Raw genomic sequence first — 22,655 nt, 5'->3', positions numbered from 1 at the left:
GAGTGCCCTATCCCTACAGCCGTCAGTATAAGCGAGGGCGACGCATCGCTACGCCGCCCTCTCCTTTCGTCCTTGTTCAGAAGGTGCCGCGCACACCGACGAGATATTGGACGCCTGGCTTGTATTGGGTGAAGGTAGCGCCTTCGAACTGGAAGTAGCTGCGCAGGGTGGAGTTAGTGAAGTTCTGGATGTCCAAGGTTAGTTGCGGTGCGCCCTTCCATCCGAACACCTTTTCGAGGTCGAGGCTGGAGGAGAGGTCCCACTGCTGATAGTCGTCGGAGTAGAGGGCGGCGGCGGGAATGCCGTTCTGGTTGGCACCGCTGCTCTGCGATCCTTCACGGAAGGTGGTGGAAACGCGCAGGTTGACGCCGCCATTTTCATAATAGCCAATGACGTTATAGGTGAACGGTGCGACCCCGAAGGCGGTGGCAGGACCATCGCTGCGCTGATCGACCAGCGTGGCATTGGCGTTAAAGCCAAAACCGCGCACACCGAAGCGATCGGTCAGGAAGTCGAGCGGCTGAACCCACTGGAATTCCAGTCCGTTGACGGTCAGCTTGTTGGGAACGTTGACCTGAGACTGGACCTGGATGGTCGCAGCCGCCGGGCCGCCGCGCAGGTTGATGGCCTGCTGCTGGGTCGGGTTCAGCGAGTCATAATTGATGCCATATTGGGCGAGGAAGGAGAAAGGCTGGGTAGTGATCTGGTTGTTGGTGAAACCAGTTAGCGACTTGCGGAAAGCGCTGAACGATACCAGGCCTTCCTTTCCAGTGTAAAGTTCGACGCCCAGATCCAGATTGTTGGAGAAATAGGGCTTCAACGCGGGGTTGCCGATCGTGGCGGTGGCGGCCGAGGGATCGCCAAAGCCAACGCCAGGCAACTGCGCCGCCGGATCAGGGCGCGTCATCGTCTTCGAATAAGCGGCGCGGATTACGGCCAGATCGCCCAGATCATAGGCGACCGTCGCAGCAGGCAGCCATTTTTCATAGCTGTTATTGGTGCGCACGATGGTAACGATGCTGGGATAGCGCGCGCCGTCGGGGAGTTGCGTAGTGGCGGTAGGCGTGTTGCGCGGATCGCTTAGAGATACGCGGCCTTCGATCGTCTGGTCGGTCTTAACGTAGCGCACGCCGACATTGAAGCGCAGGTCGTTATCGCCGATCTGCTGCTTGCCGCTAGCGGTCAGATAGGTGGCAAAAGATTTCTCCCGGATAAGACCGCCGCTGGCACCCGTGTTTGAGCCGCCCGATTCGGGCGCATTGTCATGAAAGGCGTCATAGTTGGACGCTTTCTTGAACTTGTCCCAGTCGACCGTCACGAAGCCGGCGCGGCCGGGCATCAGGAAGCTGGGCAATTGGCCGACCGGAACCAGCGAACCGCCATAGGTAACGGGACCGGTCTGTCCGGCCGTGTAGCCGGTGCCATAACCTGGATAATTGGGATAGCCGGTTGATCCGGGCACGACGGACGCTGCACCCACGCAGATCGGCTGGCTATTGGGACCAGGCACGAACACATTGGGATTGCCGCCACACACGGCATTCTGCCACGCTTGGCTGTTGTCGAAGCCGCGGATGCGACGGCTGACATCGTCATAATTGCCGCCGAGCTGGATATTGAGCCGCTCATCACCCCAGGTCAGCGCACCGCGCACGCCCTTCGTTTCGTTGACGCGGCGCTCGTCCGAAATGTTGACGCGGCCGCCGTTCCAGACGAAATTATTGGGATCGTTGAGATCGACGCTGGATGTGATCGACGGTGCGCCGTTGGAATTGGCGGTATAATCGACGGTCACGCCGGTCCCCATGGCGGTGACTGGCCCGGCGGTGGGGATTTCGCGGTGGAAGGTGCTGCGGGTATAGTTAGCCTGAACCGACAGTTTCAGGCGGTCGCTCATTTCCCAATCCAGGCCCGGATTGATGCTGTAGAGCTGCGTGGTTTCGGTCAAGGGGCGATATTCGAGGAAGAATTGCGAATTGGCGTAAGTGCCGCTGGTCACCTGACAACCGGCCGAACAATCTTCCTTGTCATAGGTGGTGTTAGTAGGAATGATCTGACCATTGCGGACGATCCAGGCGATATTTTCGCGCGTCAGATTGTTCTTCTTGAAGCCGTAGAGGCCATCGACGTAAAAATGCATCTCGTCATTGGGACGCCATTCGGCGCTGGCGATGGCGTTGATGCGGTCACGACGGCCATATTGCGCGGAGAAGCGACCGAGGCGGGGAATGATGCCATTGTCGATCTGCTGGATGGATGCGCCCGGATTGTTAGCGAGCAGCCAGGCCCGATCGATCGTCTGGCCCGCGATCAGGCCCCCCCCGGCGCCTGCCGGGACAGTGGCCGGGATGGTCCAGTTGCCGCCACCTGTCGCGTTACAGCCTGTAGCCGCACCGCACTGCGCCGCTGTCAGCGCCGGGTTGGTGTAGCCGATCGTCTCGAAGCCGCGGTTGTCGGTGAACAGCCGTTGACCTGACACGCCCACGAGAATGCCCATCGTGTCGTTGGTGGTGCTGAAGATGGCGGAGCCACGCGCGCCGACCTTGTCCACGCCGCTCTGTTTGGTGCCCTGAATATTATAGGTGAAACGCGTGCCGGGGCGATCGAACGGACGGGCCGAGCGCATGTCGATATTACCCGCAGCGCCGCCCTCCAGTAGGTTGGCGGTGTAGCTTTTGTTCACCGTCAGCTTCGTGAAGAGATCAGTGGGGAAAAAGCTCAGATCGACCGAGCGGTCTGTTCCCTGCGCGTCGGTCGCGCCAGATGAGGACACAGCGATCGGCGCGCCGTTCAGCGTCACGTTGGTGAAGTTGGAGCCAAGGCCGCGGATGGCAACGTTAACACCCTCACCATTGACGTCGCGGCTGATGGTGATGCCGGGGATGCGGTTGAAGGATTCAGCGATGTTAGTGTCGGGAAACTTGCCGATGTCCTGCGCGAAGATGGAATCGGTAAAGCCGGTCGATTCTCGCTTGGCATTTGTCGAGCTTTGCAGCGATGCGCGATAGCCGGTGACGACAATGTCGTTGGTCGTCGCGGCGGGATCGTTGGGTGCGATCTGCGGGGCGGCAGGTGCGTCTTGACCTGTGGCATCCTGAACCGCTGCGGTTTGGCCAGCGGCCATCTGCCCAAAGGCGATCGAGCCAAGAGCCGATGCGGCAAGCAAGGCCATGCGAATAGCGGGTTTATGCACCTTCACGATCTATCTCTCCCTAAGTTGCTCCCGCTGTTGCGGCAAGCTCGGTGGTAACGCTACCACGATTCATATGGCAATGCCTGCCAGCCTGTCAAACCAATTCTAAAGTATTTGGAAAACCGGTTTTCCATTCGGCATGACCACTTTCGATCGCTGGATGAATAATCCTATTCTAAGTTCTCGATGTTTCGGACTGCTAATGATTGCGCAACCATTCATCCCTCAATATGCAGCCGTTCCCTTGCCGTCAGAAGGCAACCGAAAGGCCCATTAAGCGTCTTCTGGCTGAGCGGCGGGGAATCTGTTTAGGTCTGCGCGGTAATTGGCCTAACGCCAAGGACGGCCATTAGACCTGCGTATACTGGATCTGATGCACACGGTGCTCGAGTATACGACTCGACTAGCGCAATTGCACCTTGATCGCCATCGATGCATGCCAGGAGCGCCGCGAACAATGGTTCCGGATTAGGATGCTGAGCGCATGGGGCAACTGTGCACTCGGTGCGCTTGCCTCGCACTCTCCACCAGCCGAGCAGGAGACCGAACAGGTTCAGCAGCCCTCGCGTTTGATTGAGCGTGGCGATGCGGGCGTTTGTTGCCTCATCGCGTCTGACTGATGAAGAACAGCGCGCTGTTCTAACGCAGCCGACGAATGTGTGAGAAGTGCAAACGAGATAGGATTTTGTGCGGCTTGTCACTTGGACAAATGTTCGTTTTCCACGATCAGCCGCCTGAAAGCGCCCGGCCTACTACCGGTTCAATGCCAGCCCTTTGTACGACATAAACGTAATACAGTTTTCAGGGGGCTATTTCCCAACGGCCACTTACGGGCGTGGCAACTGCCCCAGCATAGCCGTGCTAGAATGGCGGCTATGCCATTATCATTGCTCCAGAGCCGACCGTCGCGAAAGTCCCATTGGCAGTCAATATAGCTTGTGTGAACTGCTCATTGCCGGGTTGCGTCCCCACCTATTTATTGGCCTACGGAGCTCCAGGTACCATACGGCAAACTTCTTTGCACACTGCGACGATATATCTTTGATTTCCACAAATTGATGGTTGCTATGAGTTCGGTTTTTAACGAGAATCTCGGCTGTGCGCTCTGATGTCGATCATCTGCCCTCAATCCAGCAAGGCGAACTGGATCGGGTGAAGCAATTGCTGATGGTCGAGTTTGCCGAGGCGACGGCGCGCGCAAACCAGCCCTGGAAGAAGAATGGCCGCATCCTCAAGGTCATCCTGTTCGGCAGCTACGCGCGGGACGATTGGGTCGATGAACCCGAGAATGGCTACCAGTCCGATTACGACCTGTTGATCATCGTCAGTCATCCCGATCTTACCGATATTGCAGACTATTGGTACGTCGCCGAGGACAAGATCCTACGCGATACCGCGATCGCCCGGCCGGTGAACATCATCGTTCACACGCTTCAGGAGGTGAACCAAGCGCTGAGCAGGGGTGAATATTTCTGGGTCGATATCGCCCGCGACGGGATCGTTCTCTACGAATTGCCCGGGAGTGCACTTGCCACGCCGCGACCGCTGACGCCCGCTGATGCGTGTGAGATGGCGGGCAAGTACCTCGCTGAATGGCTACCGAGCACCGATAGGGCGTTGACGACGGCACAAGAGCAGGCGCTGAAAGGTGCTGATGATCTCGGATGGCGCAAGGAGGCCGTGTTCTCGCTGCATCAGGCAACGGAGCGGGCCTATATCTGCTTCTTGCTTGTCCGAACCCTGTATTTCCCTCGCTCACACAACATCAAATTCCTGCGGTCACTCGCCGAGGACAGCGAGCCACGGCTGATTCAGGCGTGGCCGCGGGCGACACGGATTGATCGCCGCTGCTTCGAACTGCTGAAGCGTGCCTATGTCGAGGCCCGTTATTCGCCGAGCTACGAGATCGGCAATGAAGACCTTGACGCCTTGTTACAGTCTGCCCGTGCCCTCCGCGAAATCGTCGAGAGCGTTTCGCGCGAACGCGTCGAAACGCTCCGGACAGAAGCCGGCCTCTAACCGCCGATAGCTTCCGGTTCCGGCATTTGACCGGAACAGGCCGGGGCGAGCCCATCTGCGCCCATCAGCGCCGTTCCGTTTTTGGCGTCCGTCACCGAGTCTGAATCCGCCCGAGCCGGTCCTGTCCGGCGGGCGGGAGCCTCGACGTGACACCCACCAAATTGCTCATCGGCCAAATCCTTGTCGTCTTCGCGATCGTGATCGCGGGTGTCTGGGCCGCAACGCAATGGGCGGCAGCGATGCTGGCCTACCAGCCCGAACTTGGCTTGCCGTGGTTCCGGCTCGGCAGCATGCCGATCTACCGTCCCTGGGCGCTGTTCGGCTGGTGGTACCACTATGACGCCTATGCCCCGATCGTCTTTGACAAGGCGGGCATTCTGGCTGGTGCCAGCGGCTTCATCGGCTGCGCGGCGGCGATCTTCGGTTCGCTGTGGCGCGCGCGCCAGTCAAGCAACGTCACCACTTATGGTTCGGCGCGATGGGCAAGCCCCCGCGAGATCGAGCGCGCTGGGTTGCATCGCGACGCAGGCGTCATGCTCGGCTCGCTTGGCGGTCGCTATCTGCGCCATGACGGCCCTGAGCATATCATGGCGTTCGCGCCGACGCGGAGCGGGAAGGGCGTGGGCCTTGTCGTGCCCACCTTGCTGTCGTGGACCGGCTCGACCGTCGTCCACGATATCAAGGGTGAGAACTGGACGCTGACCGCCGGATGGCGCGCGCGCTTCTCGCATTGCCTGCTCTTCAACCCGACCAACGCTGCGTCGGCGCATTACAATCCGCTGCTGGAGGTCCGGCGCGGCATCGACGAGGTGCGCGACGTCCAGAACATCGCCGACATCCTGGTCGATCCCGAAGGCGCGCTCGAACGCCGCAATCACTGGGAAAAGACCAGTCATTCGCTGCTGGTTGGCGCGATCCTGCATGTGCTCTATGCCGAGGAGGAAAAGACACTGGCCCGCGTCGCGACCTTCCTGTCCGACCCACAGCGCAGCTTCGTCGCCACGCTCCGCCGGATGATGACCACCAATCATCTCGGCGATGACAACAACCCCAGAGTGCATCCAGTTGTCGCCTCCGCCGCCCGAGAACTGCTCAACAAGAGTGAGAACGAGCGTTCAGGCGTGCTGTCGACCGCCATGTCCTTCCTCGGTCTCTATCGCGATCCAACCGTGGCTGAGGTAACCTCGCGGTGCGACTGGCGGATCGCCGACCTGATCGAGGCTGAACGGCCCCTGTCACTCTATCTCGTCATTCCGCCGTCGGACATCAGCCGTACCAAGCCGCTGATCCGGCTCGTGCTCAACCAGATCGGCCGCCGCCTGACCGAGCGACTGGACCAGCCCGGTACATCCTCGCGCCGGCACCAACTCCTGATGATGCTCGACGAGTTTCCAGCGCTGGGGCGTCTCGATTTCTTCGAGACCAGCTTGGCCTTCATGGCCGGCTACGGCATTCGCGCCTTCCTTATCGCGCAGTCTCTGAACCAGATCGAGAAGGCCTATGGCGACCACAACGCCATCCTCGACAACTGTCATGTCCGCGTTGCCTTCGCGACCAATGATGAGCGGACCGCCAAGCGCATTTCCGACGCGCTGGGCACCGCGACCGAGCAGCGCGCGATGCGCAACTATGCCGGCCACCGGCTCGCGCCCTGGCTGGCGCACGTCATGGTCAGCCGCCAGGAGACCGCCCGCCAACTCCTGACGCCGGGCGAGGTGATGCAGCTTTCGCCCGATGACGAGATTGTTCTCGTCTCCGGCCTCGCGCCGATCCGGGCGCGCAAGCTACGCTATTTCCTCGATCGCAACTTCTTCGCGCGCATGGCACCCGCACCTATGCTGGCGTCGGGCCAATATGCCGACCGCCCGAAGTCGCGCGGCGATGACTGGTCCAACCAGGTACGCGGCACCGACGACCGACTTCACCAGGCGGAGGACGCCGCGGGCGGCGACGACGATGGCGGCATGCAGCAGCAGCGCCATCCAGGCCTTCCCGAGCAGGTCTCCAAAACAACCGACCCCGCCGAAACGCGCGATCCCCAGATCGTGCCCGACGACGATGATGTTGCCGCCGACAAGCGCGCCATGGACCAGGCGCAAGGGCAGAACGCCATCGTCCGGGGCCATGCCATCAACGAGGGCGCAAAGCGCGACCTCATTCCGGATTTCTGAGGCTGCGATGAAGATCCGCCAGAACCTCTATATAGACCGCGAACTCAGTGACGCGCTGGAGGCACTCGCCGCCGGTCCGCGCGGCAACAAGAGCCACCTCGTCAATGACGCACTGAAGGACTGGCTGGCGCGCCGGGGAACCAAAGAAATAGACGACCTCCTGAAGGTTCGCCTCGACCGTCTGACACGCGAACTCGCCGGCGCGCGACGCGACATCGACGTGTTGCTGGAAAGCCTGGCGCTGTTCGTCCGCTACCAGCTGATGGTGACGGCGCCCTTGCCCGAAGCCGATGCCGCAGCTCGTGCGATCGGTCGCGACCGGTTCGAGGCGTTCGTCTCGCAGGTCGGTCGCCATCTGGCCGGTGGCAAGCGGACGCTTATCCCCCCCGAGGCCGACGGAGCCGCATCATGATGCCGCCTCCCGCCGACAACGTTTCGACGGAACGTCGCCGTGCCATGCTGCGCACCGCGATGGGGCCGGCAATTGCCGCCGCGCTCAGCGACCCGCGCGTCATCGAGATCATGGTCAATCCCGACGGCGCGCTGCGGGTCGACATTCTCGGCGAAGGCCGTGTCGACACGGACGTGAAGCTTGATGCACCCCAAGTCGAGCGGATCATCCGGTTGGTTGCATCCCATGTCCGATCCGAAGTCCATGGCGACAAGCCCATCGTGTCGGCGGAACTGCCACCGCTTGGTTCTGGTGCCGGGCAGCGGTTCGAGGGAATCCTGCCGCCCGTTTCGACCGCCCCGTGCTTTTCGATCCGCAAGCCGGCGGCGCGTATCTATACGCTCATGGACTATGTGACCGACGGCATCATGTCGGCGGAGGCCGCGCGCCTGCTATCGATTGCCGTCGTCGATCGCCGCAACATCCTCGTCGCGGGTGGGACCAGTTCGGGTAAGACCACGCTCGCCAACGCGTTGCTGGCCGAGATGGCGGATCTCGACGAACGGGTGATCCTGATCGAGGATACGCGCGAGCTGCAATCGCCGGCGCGTGACACCGTGGCGCTCAGGACCCGGCCAAACTCATCCGATAAGAACATCGCCGTCACCATGGGCGATCTCGTGCGCTCGACGCTGCGCCTTCGACCCGATCGCATCATTGTCGGCGAGGTGCGCGGCGGGGAAGCATTGGACATGCTGAAGGCCTGGAACACCGGCCATCCCGGCGGGATCGCAACCGTCCACGCCAACAGTGCGGCCTCCGCCCTCTACCGGATCGAGCAGCTCATCCAGGAAGCCGTGGTCACCGTGCCGCGCCGCTTGGTCGCAGACGCCATCGACATGATCGTCTTCATTGTGGGCCGCGGCACTGCGCGGCGCATCGAGACGATCGCCCGCGTCGCCGGACTCGATCCAGACGGCGGCTACGCCGTCGTCGATCTCACCCCAACCCACCTCCCCAACAATGAAGGAGACTGACATGACCATCGTTCGTATTTCCAACCGCGACCGCTTCTTCCTCACCGGGCTGGTGCTCGGCCTGTCGATCACCATGACCAGCCGCGTCTATGCCAGCGGCGCGGGTATGCCGTGGGAAGAACCACTCCAGCAGGTGCTGGAGTCGGTCCAGGGACCAGTCGCCAAGATCGTTGCGGTACTGATCATCATTTCCACGGGGCTTGCTCTCGCATTCGGCGAGACCTCCGGCGGCTTCCGCAAGCTCATACAGATCGTCTTCGGCCTGTCGATTGCGTTCGCGGCGTCGAGCTTCTTCCTGTCCTTCTTCAGCTTCGGCGGCGGGGCGCTCGTCGCGTGAGCCACATCGAGGGATTTGAGGCACCCATCCACGCCAGCCTAGGGCAAGCCATCCTGCTGGGTGGCGCGCCCCGCGGCATCGCGATCGTCAACGGCACGATCGCGGCCGCGGTCGGCCTGGGTTTGCAGCAATGGCTAGTCGGGATGGCGATCTGGGCGATCGGCCACAGCATCGCTGTGTTCGCGGCCCGCCGCGACCCGGACTTCGTGCCGGTGCTGCTCCGCCATCTGCGCCAAAAGGGATATCTGGCATGCTGAACGTCGCGGAATACCGGTCGCGTGCCGACCGGCTTGCCGATCATCTACCCTGGGCCGCGCTGGTCGCACCCGGCGTCATCCTCAACAAGGACAGCAGCTTCATGCGGTCCTTCGCCTTTCGCGGTTCCGATCTCGAAAGCGCGACCGAAGCGGAACTCGTGTCCGCCTGCGCGCGCGCCAACAACGTGCTCAAGCGGCTCGGCTCGGGCTGGGCATTGTTCTTCGAGGCCGAACGGCGCGAGGCACTCGGTTATCCGAACGACGCATTCCCCGACGCAGCGTCGTGGCTGGTCGAACAGGAACGGCGTGCCGGGTTCGAGGCCGAGGGCCAGCATTTCGAGAGTGTCTATCACGGCACACTGGTCTGGCTGCCGCCTGCCGACAGCAGCGATGCGGCGAGGCGGACACTGGTCGAGCGGCCTGACGACGCGAAAGGCAGGGACTGGCACGCCAGCCTTGCCGGCTTCATCGCCGAGTCCGACCGCGTGCTCGATCTCCTGTCGGGTTTCATGCCCGAGGTGCGCCCCGTAAGCGACGCCGAGACGCTGACCTATCTCCACGGCACCGTTTCCAGCCGCCGTCATCCGGTCGCCGTGCCGGAGACGCCGATCTATCTCGACGCGCTGCTCGCCGACACGCCGCTGGTCGGCGGGCTGGAGCCGAGGCTCGGCGACCGGCATCTGCGCACTCTGACAGTGCTGGGATTTCCGAACCTCAGCCGGCCCGGCATCCTCGACGCGCTCAACCACCAGGATTTCGGTTACCGCTGGGTGACCCGCTTTATCGCGCTCGACAAGACCGATGCGACCAAGGCGCTGACCAAGATTCGCCGGCAATGGTTCAACAAGCGCAAGTCGATCACCGCGCTGCTTCGCGAGGTGATGTACAACCAACCGGTCCAGCTCCTCGACAGCGACGCCGACAACAAGGTGGTCGACGCCGACCTCGCGCTGCAGGCGCTCGGCGGCGATCACGTCGCCTTCGGTTATCTGACGACAACGATCACGGTGTCGGACGCCGATCGTAACCGTGCCGACGACAAAGTTGGCGCGGTCGAGCGAATCGTCAACGGCCTCGGCTTCACAGCCAAGCGCGAAGGCGTCAACGCGGTCGAGGCGTGGCTGTCGTCGCTGCCCGGCCAGGTCTACGCCAATGTGCGCCAGCCGCTGGTCCATACCCTCAACCTCGCCCATCTCATGCCGCTGTCGTCTGTCTGGGCAGGCCCGACGGAGAACCGGCACCTCGGGGGATCGCCGCTGCTCTACGCGCAGACTGGCGGATCGACCCCGTTTCGCCTTTCGACCCATGTCGGCGATGTCGGCCACATCCTCGTCGTCGGCCCTACTGGAGCGGGCAAGTCGGTACTGCTAGCACTCATCGCATTGCAGTTCCGGCGCTATCCCGGCTCCCAGCTCTATATCTTCGACAAGGGCTTTTCAGCACGCGCGGCGGTGCTTGCGATGGGCGGCGCGCATCATGCCCTCGGTCTTGGCACGGACACCGGCGAAACCCTTGCGTTCCAGCCACTGCGCCGCATCGACGATGCCAGCGAACGCAGCTGGGCGTCGGAATGGATCGCCGCGCTGCTGGCACACGAGAAGGTCATGGTCACTCCAGAGGTGAAGGACGCCGTCTGGTCGGCCTTGGGCAGTCTCGCATCGGCACCCCCGGAAGAGCGCACCCTGACGGGGCTCGCCATGCTGCTCCAGTCCAATGCACTACGCACCGCGCTCACCGCCTATACGCTCGACGGCCCCTATGGCCGGCTCCTCGACGCGGCCGAGCAAGATCTCGCGCTCGCCGACGTCCAGTGCTTCGAGACCGAGGCGCTGATGGGACAGGTCGGCGTGGTCGCCCCGGTGCTGACCTATCTCTTCCACCGGCTCGAGGAGCGTTTCGACGGCCGCCCGACGCTGCTGGTGCTCGACGAAGCCTGGATCTTCCTCGACCATCCGCTCTTCGCGGCCCGTATCCGTGAATGGCTGAAGACGCTCCGCAAGAAGAATGTGGCGGTCCTGTTCGCGACGCAGAGCCTTGCCGACATCGCCGACAGCAGCATCGCGTCGGCCATCATCGAAAGCTGCCCGCAACGCATATTGCTGCCCAACGACAGGGCGATCGAACCGCAGTCGCGCGCTGCCTATGAGCGGTTCGGCCTCAACGAGCGGCAGATCGAACTGGTCAGCCGCGCCACCCCCAAGCGGCATTATTATCTGCAATCCGCACGGGGCAACCGCCTGTTCGAACTCGGCCTCGGCCCGATCGCGCTCGCGCTCTGCGGAGCCTCCGATCCCGCGACGCAGGCGCGGATCGATACCCTCCTTGCCGAACACGGGCCGGGCGATTTCGCCGCCCGCTTCCTGTTCGACGCCGGTCTCGACTGGGCCACGCCGCTCCTCGCCGAATTCACCAACCCCAATCCCAACCCCGCCCCGAAGGAGTGAAACCATGCCAGCATTTCCCGTCCGCAAATACATGACAGCCAGCTTGCTCGGTATCGCCGCCGCAAGCGCCGGGTTCGTCGGCACAATGCTGCCTAGCGCGCCCGCACGCGCGATCGTCGTGTTCGATCCCAGCAATTACAGCCAGAATCTGCTTACCGCCGCCCGAACCCTTCAGCAGGTCAACAACCAGATCCGCTCGCTTCAGAACCAGGCGCAGAGCCTGATCAATCAGGCCAGGAATCTCGCCACGATCAACTTTCCCGAGATCCAGGCGATCACAAGCACGCTCCAGCAGATCGACCTGTTGATGGGCCAAGCGCAGGGCATCCAGTTCCGCGTCGACGGTCTCGACCAGCAATTCCGCCAGCTCTTTCCCCAGAGCTTCAACCAGGCGCTGACCATGAACGGCCAGGTTGTTGCCGCTCGGACCCGGCTCGATACCGAGATGACGGCCTACAAACAGACAATGGGGGTGCAGGCGCAGGTCGTCGAGAATGTCCAGGCTGACGCGCAGACCCTGGGTGGCATCGTATCGCGGAGCCAGGGCGCCGAGGGCGCTTTGCAAGCGCAACAGGCGACCAACCAACTGCTCGCACTGACCGCCAAGCAACAGTTCCAGATCCAGAACCTGATGGCGGCGCAATATCGGGCGCAGACGATCGAGCAGGCGCGCCGCGCGCAGGCCGAGATCGACGCACGCGCCGCAACCACCAAGTTCCTCGGTTCCGGCTCGGCCTACACCCCCCAATAGGCCAGCCAGTGCGCAGGCAGCGGCGAATTCGCCTCTTCGCCGCTGCCGCCGCGGGGTTCGGTCCCGCTCCCCAGATCGGACCCCGCGGCTTCATGTCCAGGATTTCCATATGAACGACCTGAACGTCATCGACCGGTTCCTACAGACCTTCATCCGCTACATCGACAGCGGGTTTGGGCTGCTGGGCGGCGACGTAGCCTTCCTGACGACGACCCTGATCGGCATCGACATCACGCTCGCCGGCTTGTTCTGGGCAATGGGCGGCGAACAGGACGTGATCGGGCGTTTCCTGCGCAAGATAATCTATGTCGGCGCGTTCGCCTTCATCCTGAACCGCTTCTCGACGCTTGCCGATATCATTTTCCGCTCCTTTGCGGCAGCCGGTCTGACTGCCGGAGGCGGCACGCTTTCAGCGGATGATCTGCTGAAACCCGGCCGCCTTGCTGGCACCGGTTTCTCGGCAGCCTGGCCGCTCCTCGAACAGGTGTCGAATCTGATGGGTTTCACCAGCTTCTTCGACAATTTCCTGACCATCATTGTGCTGCTGTTCGCCTGGGTGATCGTGATCATCGCCTTCTTCGTCCTCGCCGTGCAGATGTTCGTGTGCATCGTCGAGTTCAAGCTGACCACGCTCGCCGGCTTCGTGCTGGTGCCCTTCGCGCTCTGGAACCGGACCAGCTTCCTCGCGGAGCGTGTGCTGGGCAACGTGGTCAGTTCAGGCATCAAGGTGATGGTGCTCGCCGTCATCGTCGGCATCGGGTCGAATTTCTTCAATGAGTTCACCGCTGCCCTGCAGGGCCAGGAACCCGACATCGGCCAAGCCATGAGCCTCGTGCTGGCGTCGCTCACGCTGTTCGGCCTCGGTATCTTCGGTCCCAGCATCGCCTCGGGCCTTGTCGCCGGTGCCCCGCAGCTTGGCGCGGGTGCAGCGGTCGGCACGACGGTCGGCGCAGCCGGTATCGTTGCGCTGGGCGGCGGCGCCGCGATGGGCGCCGCCCGCGCGGTCGGCGGGGCCGCGCTCGGCGCGATCCGGGCCGGCACGACGATGGGTTCGGCGGCTTCGGCCTCCTATCAGCTCGGCCAGACCGCGGCCGGATCTTCGAGCGTCGGTGCCGGCATCGGCGGCATGGCGCAGGCCGCCGGCAACGCTGCGCGTCAGAAAGCATCGGCGGCGCTCGGATTGGGCCAGGCCGCCGAACGCGGCCGTGACGCCGCCTGGTCCGCCCTCAACGGCGGAGCGGGATCGAGCGGACGGACTTCGGACGCCACCACCGACGGCGCTCCATCCTGGGCACAGTCGCTGCGTCGCCAGCAGAACGCCCGTCACCACCGCCAAGTCGCCGTGCAGACATTGAAGGAAGGCGATCGCGGCGGCGCATCCGCCACTCCAGACATCAAGGAAAGGGAAGATTGAGCCATGATCTTCATACCTCATGTTCTTTAAGCGCACCGTCCAGCGCTACGCGCAGACGCCTGAGCCGGAGACCCCCTATCAACGCGCCGGCCAGATCTGGGACGACCGCATCGGGTCGGCCCGTGTCCAGGCCCGCAACTGGCGCCTTATGGCGTTCGGCACGCTGTCGTTGTCGACTGTCATGTCGGGTGCGCTCATCTGGCAATCGCTGCAGAGCATGGTCACGCCCTATGTCGTCGAGGTCGATCGACTGGGCGAGGCCCGGGCGGTGACCGAGGCCGAAGCGGGCTATCGCCCCACCGATCCCCAGATCGCCTGGCATCTGGCAAAGTTCATCGAGAATGTCCGTGGGGTCTCGCTCGATCCAGTGCTGATGCGCCGCGATTGGCTCTCGGCCTATGACTTCACCACGACGCGGGGGAGTCAGTTCCTTGGCGACTATGCCCGCGCCGCAGACCCCTTCGCCAGAATCGGCGAGCGCACTGTGTCAGTCCAGGTAACCAGCGTCGTCCGCGCATCCGAACGGTCGTTTCAAGTGAAATGGACCGAGACGGTCTATGAGCGTGGGAGTAAGGCGGGTTCCTCGCACTGGACCGGCATCCTGACGATCCTGACTAAGCCGCCGGTATCGGCCGACTCGCTCCGCAAGAACCCGCTCGGCATCTACATCGACGCGATCGACTGGAGCCGCGAACTAGAGCCCGCGGCGTCGACTGCTCCCGCGCGCACCGCGCAACCGCCCAGCAATGTGCCGCTCGGCTCGCCGCTCGACCCGAACCTTGCCGCTCAACCTACCGTCAATACGGAGACCCAGCCATGACCCGAACTCTCACAACCACGCTGCTGGCGCCTTGCTTCATCCTTCTCGCCGGCAGCACAGGGGCGAGTCCGCCGATCCGCAACGCGTCGCGCGAAGTCGCGCCGGTCGCCATCGCCAATCGCGCGGCGACGATCGAGCCGACCGCGCAGGGGTTCATCAACGCCGTCCAGGTCTATCCTTTCACCGACGGCGCCATCTATCGAGTCATTACCGCACCGGAGCGGGTGACCGACATCGCGCTGCAACCAGGCGAAACATTGGTGGCCGTGGCAAGCGGAGACACTGTGCGCTGGGTGATCGGCGATACCACCAGCGGGTCGGGCACGGAGAAGCGGACCCATATACTGGTGAAGCCATTCAGTGCCGGTCTGTCCACCAACCTGGTCATCACCACCGACCGGCGCAGCTATCATATCGCGCTGACCAGCGGGATGACGACGGCGATGGCCGCACTTTCCTGGACCTATCCCCAGGATGCATTGATCGCTTTGAAGCGCGCCGCCGCGGCGACCGAGGCGGCAGCTCCTGTGGCGGCCGGGATCGAGGTCGAGCAGTTTCACTTCAATTATGCTGTCTCCGGCGATCGACCGGCTTGGCGGCCATTTCGTGCTTTTGACAACGGGCGGCAGACCTTCATCGAATTTCCCGCTACGCTGGCCGTAGGCGAGGCGCCGCCGATCTTCCTGGTGGACGGGAAAGGCGAGGCCCAGCTCGTCAACTATCGCGTGAAGGGCCGCTTCTATGTCGTCGATCGCATCTTCGACGTCGCCGAGCTTCGCCTCGGCACGAAGCACCAGCAGATTGTCCGGATCAGCCGGGTGGCGGACGGCGCGCCCACGCGGAGGGGATCATGACCGTCAAGGCGGAAGCCTCATCGGCGCCCGGGACCCCCACCACACCGGGCAAGGTGGACCCGGAAACACTGGCGCTTCGCGCGCAGCCGGCGCGGGCGATCCGCTTCAAGCGGGGCGCCGTCGTGGCAATCGCGGCGCTTGGTTCCGTCACCCTGATCGCGGCAGCGTGGGTCGCGCTGCGGCCGTCGGCATTGCACCTCGCTGGACAAGCCGACGACCAGACCGTCGCGGCGAAAGCGCCGACCGATACGCTGAGCCGCTTGCCGGGCAGCTATGGCGACGTGCCCAAACTCGGACCGCCCTTGCCGGGCGATCTCGGCCGACCCATCCTCAATCATCAGCGTGCGATGGGCGTGGAATCGGCGAGCGCCTCAGCCGGTCGTGCGGACCAGGCCGCCGCGACCGAGCGCGATCGTCGCGCGGCGGAGCTGAAGGCGGCGCGCGAGTCGGAATTGCTGGTGCAATCCGGCAACCGCACCGATCCGACCCGCGGTGCCGCCGCAACGCCGTTATCTCCCCCGGCCGTAGCGAGCGATGCGTCGCGCATCGCCATCGATCCTGATCGCGATCCCAACGCCCAGCAGCGCAAGGCTGACTTTGTTGCAGCCCGCGACACTGGCGGCGATGTCAACAAGCATCGGTTGAGCCCACCGGCGTCGTCGGACATGCTGTCCGCTGGCAGCGTTATCGCGGCGAGCCTCATTACGGGACTCAGGTCCGACCTCCCCGGCCTCGTCACCGCTCAAGTCACTGAACGCGTCTTCGACAGCGCAACAGGCAACGTCCTTCTCATTCCGCAGGGCGCACGGCTGATCGGCAGTTACGACAGCGTCGTTGCCTTCGGCCAGCAGCGCGCGCTGGTCGTATGGCAGCGCATCATCTTGCCGGACGGCAGCTCGATCAAGCTCGACAACGTGCCAGCAACCGATCCATCGGGATATGCCGGGTTTGCCGACAAGGTCGATTTCCACACCTGGGCGCTGCTCAAGGGCGTCGCGATATCGACATTGCTCGGCGTCGGGGCGAACGTCACCTTCTCCGGTGAAAGCGATCTTGTCCAAGCGATCCGTCAATCCACGCAGCAGAATGTGTCCCGCGCCGGAGACCAGATCACATCCCGCAATCTTCAGATCCAACCGACCATCACCATTCGGCCCGGTGCCCCGGTCCGACTCATAGTGCATCGCGATCTCATTTTGGCACCGTGGACAGAATAGGAGCACGATATGACGGATATTAAACTTGGTCGTCTGCCCGACAGAACGCCGGTCAAACTAGCTATCAGCGTCCCGCCAGACCTTCATTTGGCGTTGGCGGATTATGCCACCATCTATCATGAGACCTATGGCGATGATCAGGCGATCGCCGATTTGGTCCCGCATATGCTTTCTGCCTTCCTCGCGAGTGACCGCGGCTTTGCCAAGGCGCGGGCAGGGCTCGCCGCACGGCGTAAATGACGACAGGCAGCGACAAAATACAACATGTCGACTGAGCCGGTTATCCCTATCGGCCTGTGTCAAACACCGCGAAGGCTTTAGAAGATCGTGACAATCTCAGCATTCTGACATCCGGCCGCAGGCGTAAATTTAGCTGATGGCCAGCATCAATGGTTCAGCGTGTGAGCCGGAACGCACGCTTACCTTGGTAATCGATAAGCAAGGAGATGCACATGGAAGTGCTAGCAATCTCTATTAACGACACCGCTAAGGCGCTCGGCATCGGTCGGTCATCGGTTTATGCCTTACTCAAATCTGGCAAACTTGATGCGATCAAAATCGGTAGGCGAACCTTGCTGACCACTGAGTCCATCAAGCGGCTGGCACAATCCCGAGATATGGCTTGATACGCCAGCGCTACACGGCTCTTGCTGAAAAATTGCCCGCGGTAGAGTAGGGCAGGGCGGGCCCGTCATCTGTTTCCGCCGCTTCGCAGTTCATCCATATAGTCGCTCCACCACTGCGCCATTTCAACACGTTCGGCCCAATAGGCGGACTGGTTATATATGCGACGTACGGACCCGGCCACCATATGTGCCAGTGCACGCTCGATGGCATCCGGGTTCCATTTGCCGGATTCGTTCAACAGCGATGATGCGGACGTGCGGAAGCCGTGGGCCGTCATTTGCTCTTTGGAATAGCCCATGCGCCGCAATGCCGCGTTGATGGTGTTTTCACTGATCGGTCTTGCTCGGGTGCGGATCGAAGGGAACACATAGCGCCCGGAGCCGGATAAGGATCGCATGGCTTGCAGTATCGCGAGAGCCTGCCGAGAAAGAGGCACCGAATGGGGCTGGCGCATTTTCATCTTTGTTACCGGGATCGTCCAGACAGCTTTGTCGAAATTAACCTCAGCCCATTCCATTTGCCGCAGTTCGCCCGGGCGCTGGAAGACATGAGGTGTGAGTTTAAGGGCGTACATGACGGCGGGATCGCCCTGATAATCCTCGATAGCGCGCAGGAGAGCGCCGAACTCGTTTGGATCGATGATGGCGGCGAAGTGCTTGACTCGCGGTGTGGTCAATGCGCCGATCAGGAGTTGCGCCGGATCACGTTCGGCACGCGCCGTTGCGACTGCAAAGCGGAAAACGCGGCTGGCAAAGGCGCGCAGCAGATTGGCGGTTTCCAAGCGGCCACGTCGTTCATGCTTCTGCAGTTCATGAAGAAGTTCCTGAGGCGTGATATCGGTGACAGGCCGCTTTCCGAAGTCTGCCCCCATCAGTTTCACAAACCAGCGCATCTTCTCCAGCGTTGGCTCAGCCAACCCCTCACGCGCTTTCTTCTCTATCAATTCCTCGGCCACGCTAGCGAAGCTGTTGCTGGCCCGAATGCTCGCCTCAATACGGGCTTGTCGTTTGGCTACGTTGGGATCGATCGCATGAGCCAGCTGCCTACGGGCGGCATCCCTGGCAGCGCGCGCCTCGGCCAAGGTAATCTCGGGATACGCCCCGAGCGACAGTTTCCGTTCTACGCCGTCGATCCGGTATTTGATTCGCCACAGCTTGCTGCCTCTTGGATTGACGAGCAGATACAAACCTTGGGAGTCAGTAACCTTGTAAGGCTTATCTGCGGGCTTCGCATTGCGGATAGCGGTATCGGTTAGCACCATTGGGGGCCTCGATTCTGCTGGGGCCTTTTGAGGCCCCCAAATTAGGCCCCAATCATCCGCAATTGCAGGCAAACAAGGGCATCCACTGACAATCAGAGAATGCCCATAAACTACCGGAAATCAGGGATTTTTCAACTGTTGGCAGACGTCGCCAGACAGGATTTTGGAGGCCCGAGCCGGAATCGAACCGGCGTGCAAGGATTTGCAGTCCTCTGCGTAACCACTCCGCCATCGGGCCTCAGTCAAGTGGGTGGCCGCAGATGTGCGGCTTTGGTCGCAAAGTCAAGCGGTAGCGCGGCGACCCATGGCAAGAATCTCGCATGCCGCCGCGCAAAGCCGCTTGGCGTGGGGCGGCTGCTGATTTAGAGGTCCGTTGATCCCCTTACTGTATTGCATTAACAATACAGTTGTGCCAAGCCCCCTGGACCAAGCGAGAAACTATCGTGACCGAGCAGAAACATTCTTTGATGCGGGCCGCCATGGTCGAAAGCCAGTTGCGGACCAGCGACGTCAATGACCCGCGCGTGATCGCGGCGATGGCGAAGGTGCCGCGTGAGGAGTATGTGCCCGCGCATCGCCGCGCCATGACCTATATCGACCGGGCCATTCCGCTGGATGGCGGTCGCGCGATCAACCCGCCACTGGCGACCGGACGCTTGCTGACCGAAGCGCAGGTTGCGCCGGGGGACAAGGTGCTGCTGATCGGCGCGGCGACGGGCTATTGCGCCGCGCTGCTGGCCGAAATGGGCGCGCAGGTGGTTGCGGTCGAGGAAGAAGGCGGGCCTGAGAGCATTGGCGCTGCGGTCACGCGCGGGCCGCTGAGTGCCGGGGCGGTCGACGGCGCACCCTATGACCTTCTGTTCATCGACGGCGCGGTAGAGGAAGTGCCCGCGACGCTCGTTCAGCAGCTTGTCGATGGCGGACGGGTGGTGACCGGCCTGGTCGAGCGCGGCGTGACGCGCCTGTGCAGTGGTCGCGTCGTGGGCGGGGTGCTGGGCCTTTCCAGCATTGCCGACCTCGAAATGGTGGTGCTGCCGGGCTTTGCCGCACCGGAACAGTTCGTTTTTTGAGACGGGGATCATGACAGCAAAGCGACATATTTTTGGGCGGGCAACCGCTACAGCCTTGCTGTTATTGTCCTCCGCTCTGTCGGGACCGGCCATGGCCGAAACCTTGCAGGGCGCGTTGGCCAAGGCCTATGCGTCCAATCCGACGCTGACCGGCGCGCGCGCCGGGCAGCGGGCGACGGATGAGAATGTGCCGCTGCAGAAGGCGGCAGGACGCCCCACCGTCCAGTCGCAATTGCAGTTTCAGGAACTGGTGGTGCGGCCGTCCAACAGCTTTCTGGCACCACAGCGTTCGGCGAGTGCGAGCGCCAGCATTGATGTCCCCATCTATCAGGGCGGCGCGGTGCGCAATGGCGTGAAGGCGGCGAAGATTCGCGTGGAGGCGGGGCAGGCCAATCTGCGTGGCACCGAAGCCAGCATTTTTTCGCAGGTGGTGGGCGCTTATATGGATGTGATCCGCGACAGTGCGATCGTGTCGTTGAACCGCGCCAATGTGCAGGTGCTGGAAGTCAATTTGCAGGCGACCAACGATCGGTTTGAAGTGGGCGATGTGACCCGTACCGATGTCGCCCAGTCGCAATCGCGGCTGGCGCTGGCGCAGTCGGACTTGCAGATCGCCGAAGCCAATCTGATTACCAGTCGCGAAAATTATATCGCGTTGGTGGGGGAGGCACCCGACGCGCTGGAGGCACCGCCGGCCTTGCCGGACTTGCCCGCGTCGCCACAAGTGGCGGTCGAGATTGCGCTGGCCGACAATCCCGATATTCTGGCCGCGCAAAAAGCGCGGGAGGCGGCGCGTTATGATGTGAAGGTCGCCAAGGCGGCGACGTCGCCGACGCTGAGCGGCTTTAGCCAGGGCAGCTATACCGACTATCTGGACCCCGATATTCGCGAGAATAAGCAGGCGGCCGTCGGTGCGACGCTGAACCTGCCCATTTACCAGGGGGGGCGGCCCGCCGCGCAAGTGCGTCAGCGGCAAGCGCAGGAATCGCAGGCAATTGAGCAAGCGATCGAGATTGAGCGCAGTGTCATCGCCCAGACCCGCGCAGCCTATGCCAGTTGGCAGGCATCGTTGCAGACGATCCAGTCCAACCAGACGGCGGTCGATGCGTCGAGCCTGTCGCTGGAGGGGGTGCGCGCCGAAAATTCGGTCGGCAGCCGCACCATTCTCGACATACTCGACGCCGAGCAGGAAGCGCTCAATGCGCGTGTGCAGCTCGTGTCGGCACGGCGCAATGCCTATGTCGCCGGGTTCAGCCTGCTTGCCGCCATGGGACATGCCGAAGCCGATGATCTGGGTCTGGCAAGCGGCACCCTTTACGATCCGATCGTCCATTATGAAGCGGTGCGGGGCAAATGGTTTGACTGGGACTATGGCCCGCAGCCCGTGCCCGTGGCCACACGCACCGTTGACAGCGTGCCGCAAAACGCCAATGTGAGTCCTGAAATGGCACGACAGCCCTAACTTGCTGTCAACCAGCCGGAATCAGGGGGCGTCGGTGGGCGATATGAGCAAGGAACCGTCGATGGAAGAGATACTCTCGTCCATCAAGCGGATCATCGCCGAGGAAGGCGAGGAAGCGGCACAGTCCGCGCCCCGCCGGGTTCGGGCCGATGCGGCAAAGGCGGCCGCCGCGCCAGCGCCTGCCGATCTGGGCAATGATGAAATTTTGGAACTGACCCAAGAGGTCAGCATGGAGGACGCCATGCCTGCTCCCAAAGCCGCGTCGCCCAAGTCCGCCACCGCCAAGCCTGCTGCTGCCGCGCCGGCTGCCGAAACGATCCTGTCGGTCGAGAGCGAGGTGGCCGCGCGGCATTCGCTTTCCGCTTTGTCCTCTATGTTGATCGCGCCGCAGGATGGCGGGGACAATACGCTCGAAGGGCTGGTGCGCTCTTTGCTCAAGCCGATGCTCAAGGAATGGCTGGACGCGAGGCTGCCGATCCTGGTCGAAGAGATGGTGGCCAAGGAGATTGCGCGCATTACGGCGCGGTGAAACCTGGCTTACGCAAACCGCTGACGTAATTACCATTTTATGCTATATACGACCCGGTTCTGATTGACTGGGGGATGGCGGCATGATGGTCCTGATCGCAGCGACGGCTTTTGTCGGCACGCATTTTCTGTTGTCGCATCCGCTGCGCGCGCCTTTGGTGGCGCGGATGGGGGAAAAGGGCTTTCTGGGCCTCTATTCCCTGGTTGCGGCCGTGACACTGATCTGGACGATCATCGCCTATCGCGCTGCGCCAGTGACCCCGATGCTCTGGCCGGTCGGCGATGCGCTATGGGCGGTTGCGACCGTCATCATGCTCGTCGCGTCGATCCTGCTGCTGGGGTCGCTGGTCGGCAACCCGGCAATGCCGCACCCGGACGGGCCGACCATGGTTCCGGCAGAAGCGAAGGGCGTGTTCGCTATCACCCGCCATCCCATGATGTGGGCGTTCGCCCTGTGGGGACTGGCGCATATAGTGGTCTATCCCGTCACCGCGAACATCATCCTGTCCGGCGCGATCATCCTCCTGTCGCTGGTTGGTGCCGCCTTGCAGGACCGCAAGAAGGAGCAACTGACCCCCGCCGCCTGGCAGCATTGGGAATCGCGGACGAGCTACTGGCCCTTTGCCGCGATCCTCGCCGGTCGCGCGCGGTTCGGGCAGTTCGGCCTGCATGCGCTGGCGGGTGGGCTGGTCGTCTGGCTGGCCGCGACATGGGCGCATATGCCGCTGGCGGGCTGGTCTGCGGGCATATGGCGCTGGTTGGACTGATCTTTCGGCTGGAATGGGGCGGCAAGGCGCATTAA

At 62.6% G+C, this 22,655-nt stretch carries 20 protein-coding genes and 1 tRNA gene; 18 read left to right on the top strand and 3 right to left on the bottom strand.

Annotated features, from left to right (window positions below; all coding sequences use genetic code 11):
* Positions 1–76: 76 nt before the first annotated feature.
* The gene (locus J2W40_RS14740; RefSeq protein ID WP_310226104.1) at positions 77–3,199 is read right to left on the bottom strand and encodes a TonB-dependent receptor; all 3,123 of its coding nucleotides are present in this window, start codon (positions 3,197–3,199) and stop codon (positions 77–79) included.
* A gap of 1,146 nt (positions 3,200–4,345) precedes the next feature.
* Between J2W40_RS14740 and J2W40_RS14735 the strand changes: the two genes are divergently transcribed.
* From J2W40_RS14735 to J2W40_RS14670, 14 genes are all read left to right on the top strand, one after another.
* The gene (locus tag J2W40_RS14735; RefSeq protein WP_310226102.1) at positions 4,346–5,212 is read left to right on the top strand and encodes a HEPN domain-containing protein; all 867 of its coding nucleotides are present in this window, start codon (positions 4,346–4,348) and stop codon (positions 5,210–5,212) included.
* A 146-nt stretch (positions 5,213–5,358) separates the two neighbouring features.
* Complete coding sequence (locus tag J2W40_RS14730; RefSeq protein ID WP_310226100.1) at positions 5,359–7,383, top strand: conjugal transfer protein TraG; 2,025 nt, start codon at positions 5,359–5,361, stop codon at positions 7,381–7,383.
* Between the two features lie 7 nt (positions 7,384–7,390).
* The gene (locus J2W40_RS14725; RefSeq protein ID WP_310226098.1) at positions 7,391–7,795 is read left to right on the top strand and encodes a CopG family transcriptional regulator; all 405 of its coding nucleotides are present in this window, start codon (positions 7,391–7,393) and stop codon (positions 7,793–7,795) included.
* Entirely contained in the window at positions 7,795–8,811 is a 1,017-nt protein-coding gene (trbB, locus tag J2W40_RS14720; RefSeq protein WP_310226173.1) for a P-type conjugative transfer ATPase TrbB, read from the top strand. Before J2W40_RS14725 ends, trbB begins: the two co-directional genes overlap by 1 nt.
* A 1-nt stretch (position 8,812) precedes the next feature.
* Positions 8,813–9,148, top strand: a complete 336-nt coding sequence (locus J2W40_RS14715; protein ID WP_062731517.1) for a TrbC/VirB2 family type IV secretion system protein — start codon at positions 8,813–8,815, stop codon at positions 9,146–9,148.
* The gene (locus J2W40_RS14710; RefSeq protein ID WP_310226091.1) at positions 9,145–9,405 is read left to right on the top strand and encodes a VirB3 family type IV secretion system protein; all 261 of its coding nucleotides are present in this window, start codon (positions 9,145–9,147) and stop codon (positions 9,403–9,405) included. The genes J2W40_RS14715 and J2W40_RS14710 overlap by 4 nt, the downstream gene beginning before the upstream one ends.
* On the top strand, positions 9,399–11,849 hold the full coding sequence (gene trbE, locus J2W40_RS14705; protein WP_310226089.1) for a conjugal transfer protein TrbE: 2,451 nt from the start codon (positions 9,399–9,401) through the stop codon (positions 11,847–11,849). Before J2W40_RS14710 ends, trbE begins: the two co-directional genes overlap by 7 nt.
* Positions 11,850–11,880: 31 nt before the next feature.
* On the top strand, positions 11,881–12,600 hold the full coding sequence (trbJ, locus tag J2W40_RS14700; RefSeq protein ID WP_409050384.1) for a P-type conjugative transfer protein TrbJ: 720 nt from the start codon (positions 11,881–11,883) through the stop codon (positions 12,598–12,600).
* Positions 12,601–12,709: 109 nt separating this feature from the next.
* Entirely contained in the window at positions 12,710–14,014 is a 1,305-nt protein-coding gene (trbL, locus tag J2W40_RS14695; protein WP_310226085.1) for a P-type conjugative transfer protein TrbL, read from the top strand.
* Positions 14,015–14,033: 19 nt separating this feature from the next.
* Complete coding sequence (gene trbF, locus J2W40_RS14690) at positions 14,034–14,834, top strand: conjugal transfer protein TrbF (protein WP_310226083.1); 801 nt, start codon at positions 14,034–14,036, stop codon at positions 14,832–14,834.
* Positions 14,831–15,688: a P-type conjugative transfer protein TrbG gene (trbG, locus tag J2W40_RS14685; protein WP_310226081.1), complete on the top strand. Its 858-nt coding sequence runs from the start codon at positions 14,831–14,833 to the stop codon at positions 15,686–15,688. The genes trbF and trbG overlap by 4 nt, the downstream gene beginning before the upstream one ends.
* Complete coding sequence (locus tag J2W40_RS14680; RefSeq protein WP_310226079.1) at positions 15,685–16,905, top strand: TraB/TrbI/VirB10 family type IV secretion system protein; 1,221 nt, start codon at positions 15,685–15,687, stop codon at positions 16,903–16,905. The genes trbG and J2W40_RS14680 overlap by 4 nt, the downstream gene beginning before the upstream one ends.
* A 9-nt stretch (positions 16,906–16,914) precedes the next feature.
* Positions 16,915–17,145, top strand: a complete 231-nt coding sequence (locus J2W40_RS14675; RefSeq protein ID WP_310226077.1) for a DUF2274 domain-containing protein — start codon at positions 16,915–16,917, stop codon at positions 17,143–17,145.
* Positions 17,146–17,357: 212 nt separating this feature from the next.
* Positions 17,358–17,531, top strand: coding sequence for a helix-turn-helix domain-containing protein (locus tag J2W40_RS14670; protein ID WP_062732997.1), 174 nt, complete (start codon positions 17,358–17,360; stop codon positions 17,529–17,531).
* A 65-nt stretch (positions 17,532–17,596) separates the two neighbouring features.
* Here J2W40_RS14670 and J2W40_RS14665 read toward each other — a convergent pair whose 3' ends face one another.
* On the bottom strand, positions 17,597–18,793 hold the full coding sequence (locus J2W40_RS14665) for a tyrosine-type recombinase/integrase (RefSeq protein ID WP_310226073.1): 1,197 nt from the start codon (positions 18,791–18,793) through the stop codon (positions 17,597–17,599).
* A 164-nt stretch (positions 18,794–18,957) separates the two neighbouring features.
* Positions 18,958–19,031: transfer RNA gene (locus J2W40_RS14660), tRNA-Cys, on the bottom strand.
* Positions 19,032–19,236: 205 nt separating this feature from the next.
* On the opposite strand from J2W40_RS14660, the gene J2W40_RS14655 reads away from it, so the two are divergent.
* From J2W40_RS14655 to J2W40_RS14640, 4 genes are all read left to right on the top strand, one after another.
* Positions 19,237–19,863: a protein-L-isoaspartate O-methyltransferase family protein gene (locus J2W40_RS14655; protein ID WP_310226071.1), complete on the top strand. Its 627-nt coding sequence runs from the start codon at positions 19,237–19,239 to the stop codon at positions 19,861–19,863.
* A gap of 10 nt (positions 19,864–19,873) precedes the next feature.
* Positions 19,874–21,325, top strand: a complete 1,452-nt coding sequence (locus J2W40_RS14650; protein WP_409050380.1) for a TolC family outer membrane protein — start codon at positions 19,874–19,876, stop codon at positions 21,323–21,325.
* Between the two features lie 34 nt (positions 21,326–21,359).
* Positions 21,360–21,854: a DUF2497 domain-containing protein gene (locus J2W40_RS14645; RefSeq protein ID WP_310226067.1), complete on the top strand. Its 495-nt coding sequence runs from the start codon at positions 21,360–21,362 to the stop codon at positions 21,852–21,854.
* An 85-nt stretch (positions 21,855–21,939) separates the two neighbouring features.
* Positions 21,940–22,620: an NnrU family protein gene (locus tag J2W40_RS14640; RefSeq protein WP_409050383.1), complete on the top strand. Its 681-nt coding sequence runs from the start codon at positions 21,940–21,942 to the stop codon at positions 22,618–22,620.
* Positions 22,621–22,655 lie beyond the last annotated feature (35 nt).

The organism is Sphingobium xenophagum (assembly GCF_031457465.1).
GTDB classification, from domain to species: Bacteria; Pseudomonadota; Alphaproteobacteria; order Sphingomonadales; family Sphingomonadaceae; genus Sphingobium; species Sphingobium xenophagum_A.
The sequence above is the reverse complement of the archived record's forward strand: the minus strand, read 5'-3'. Positions and strand labels throughout refer to the sequence as shown.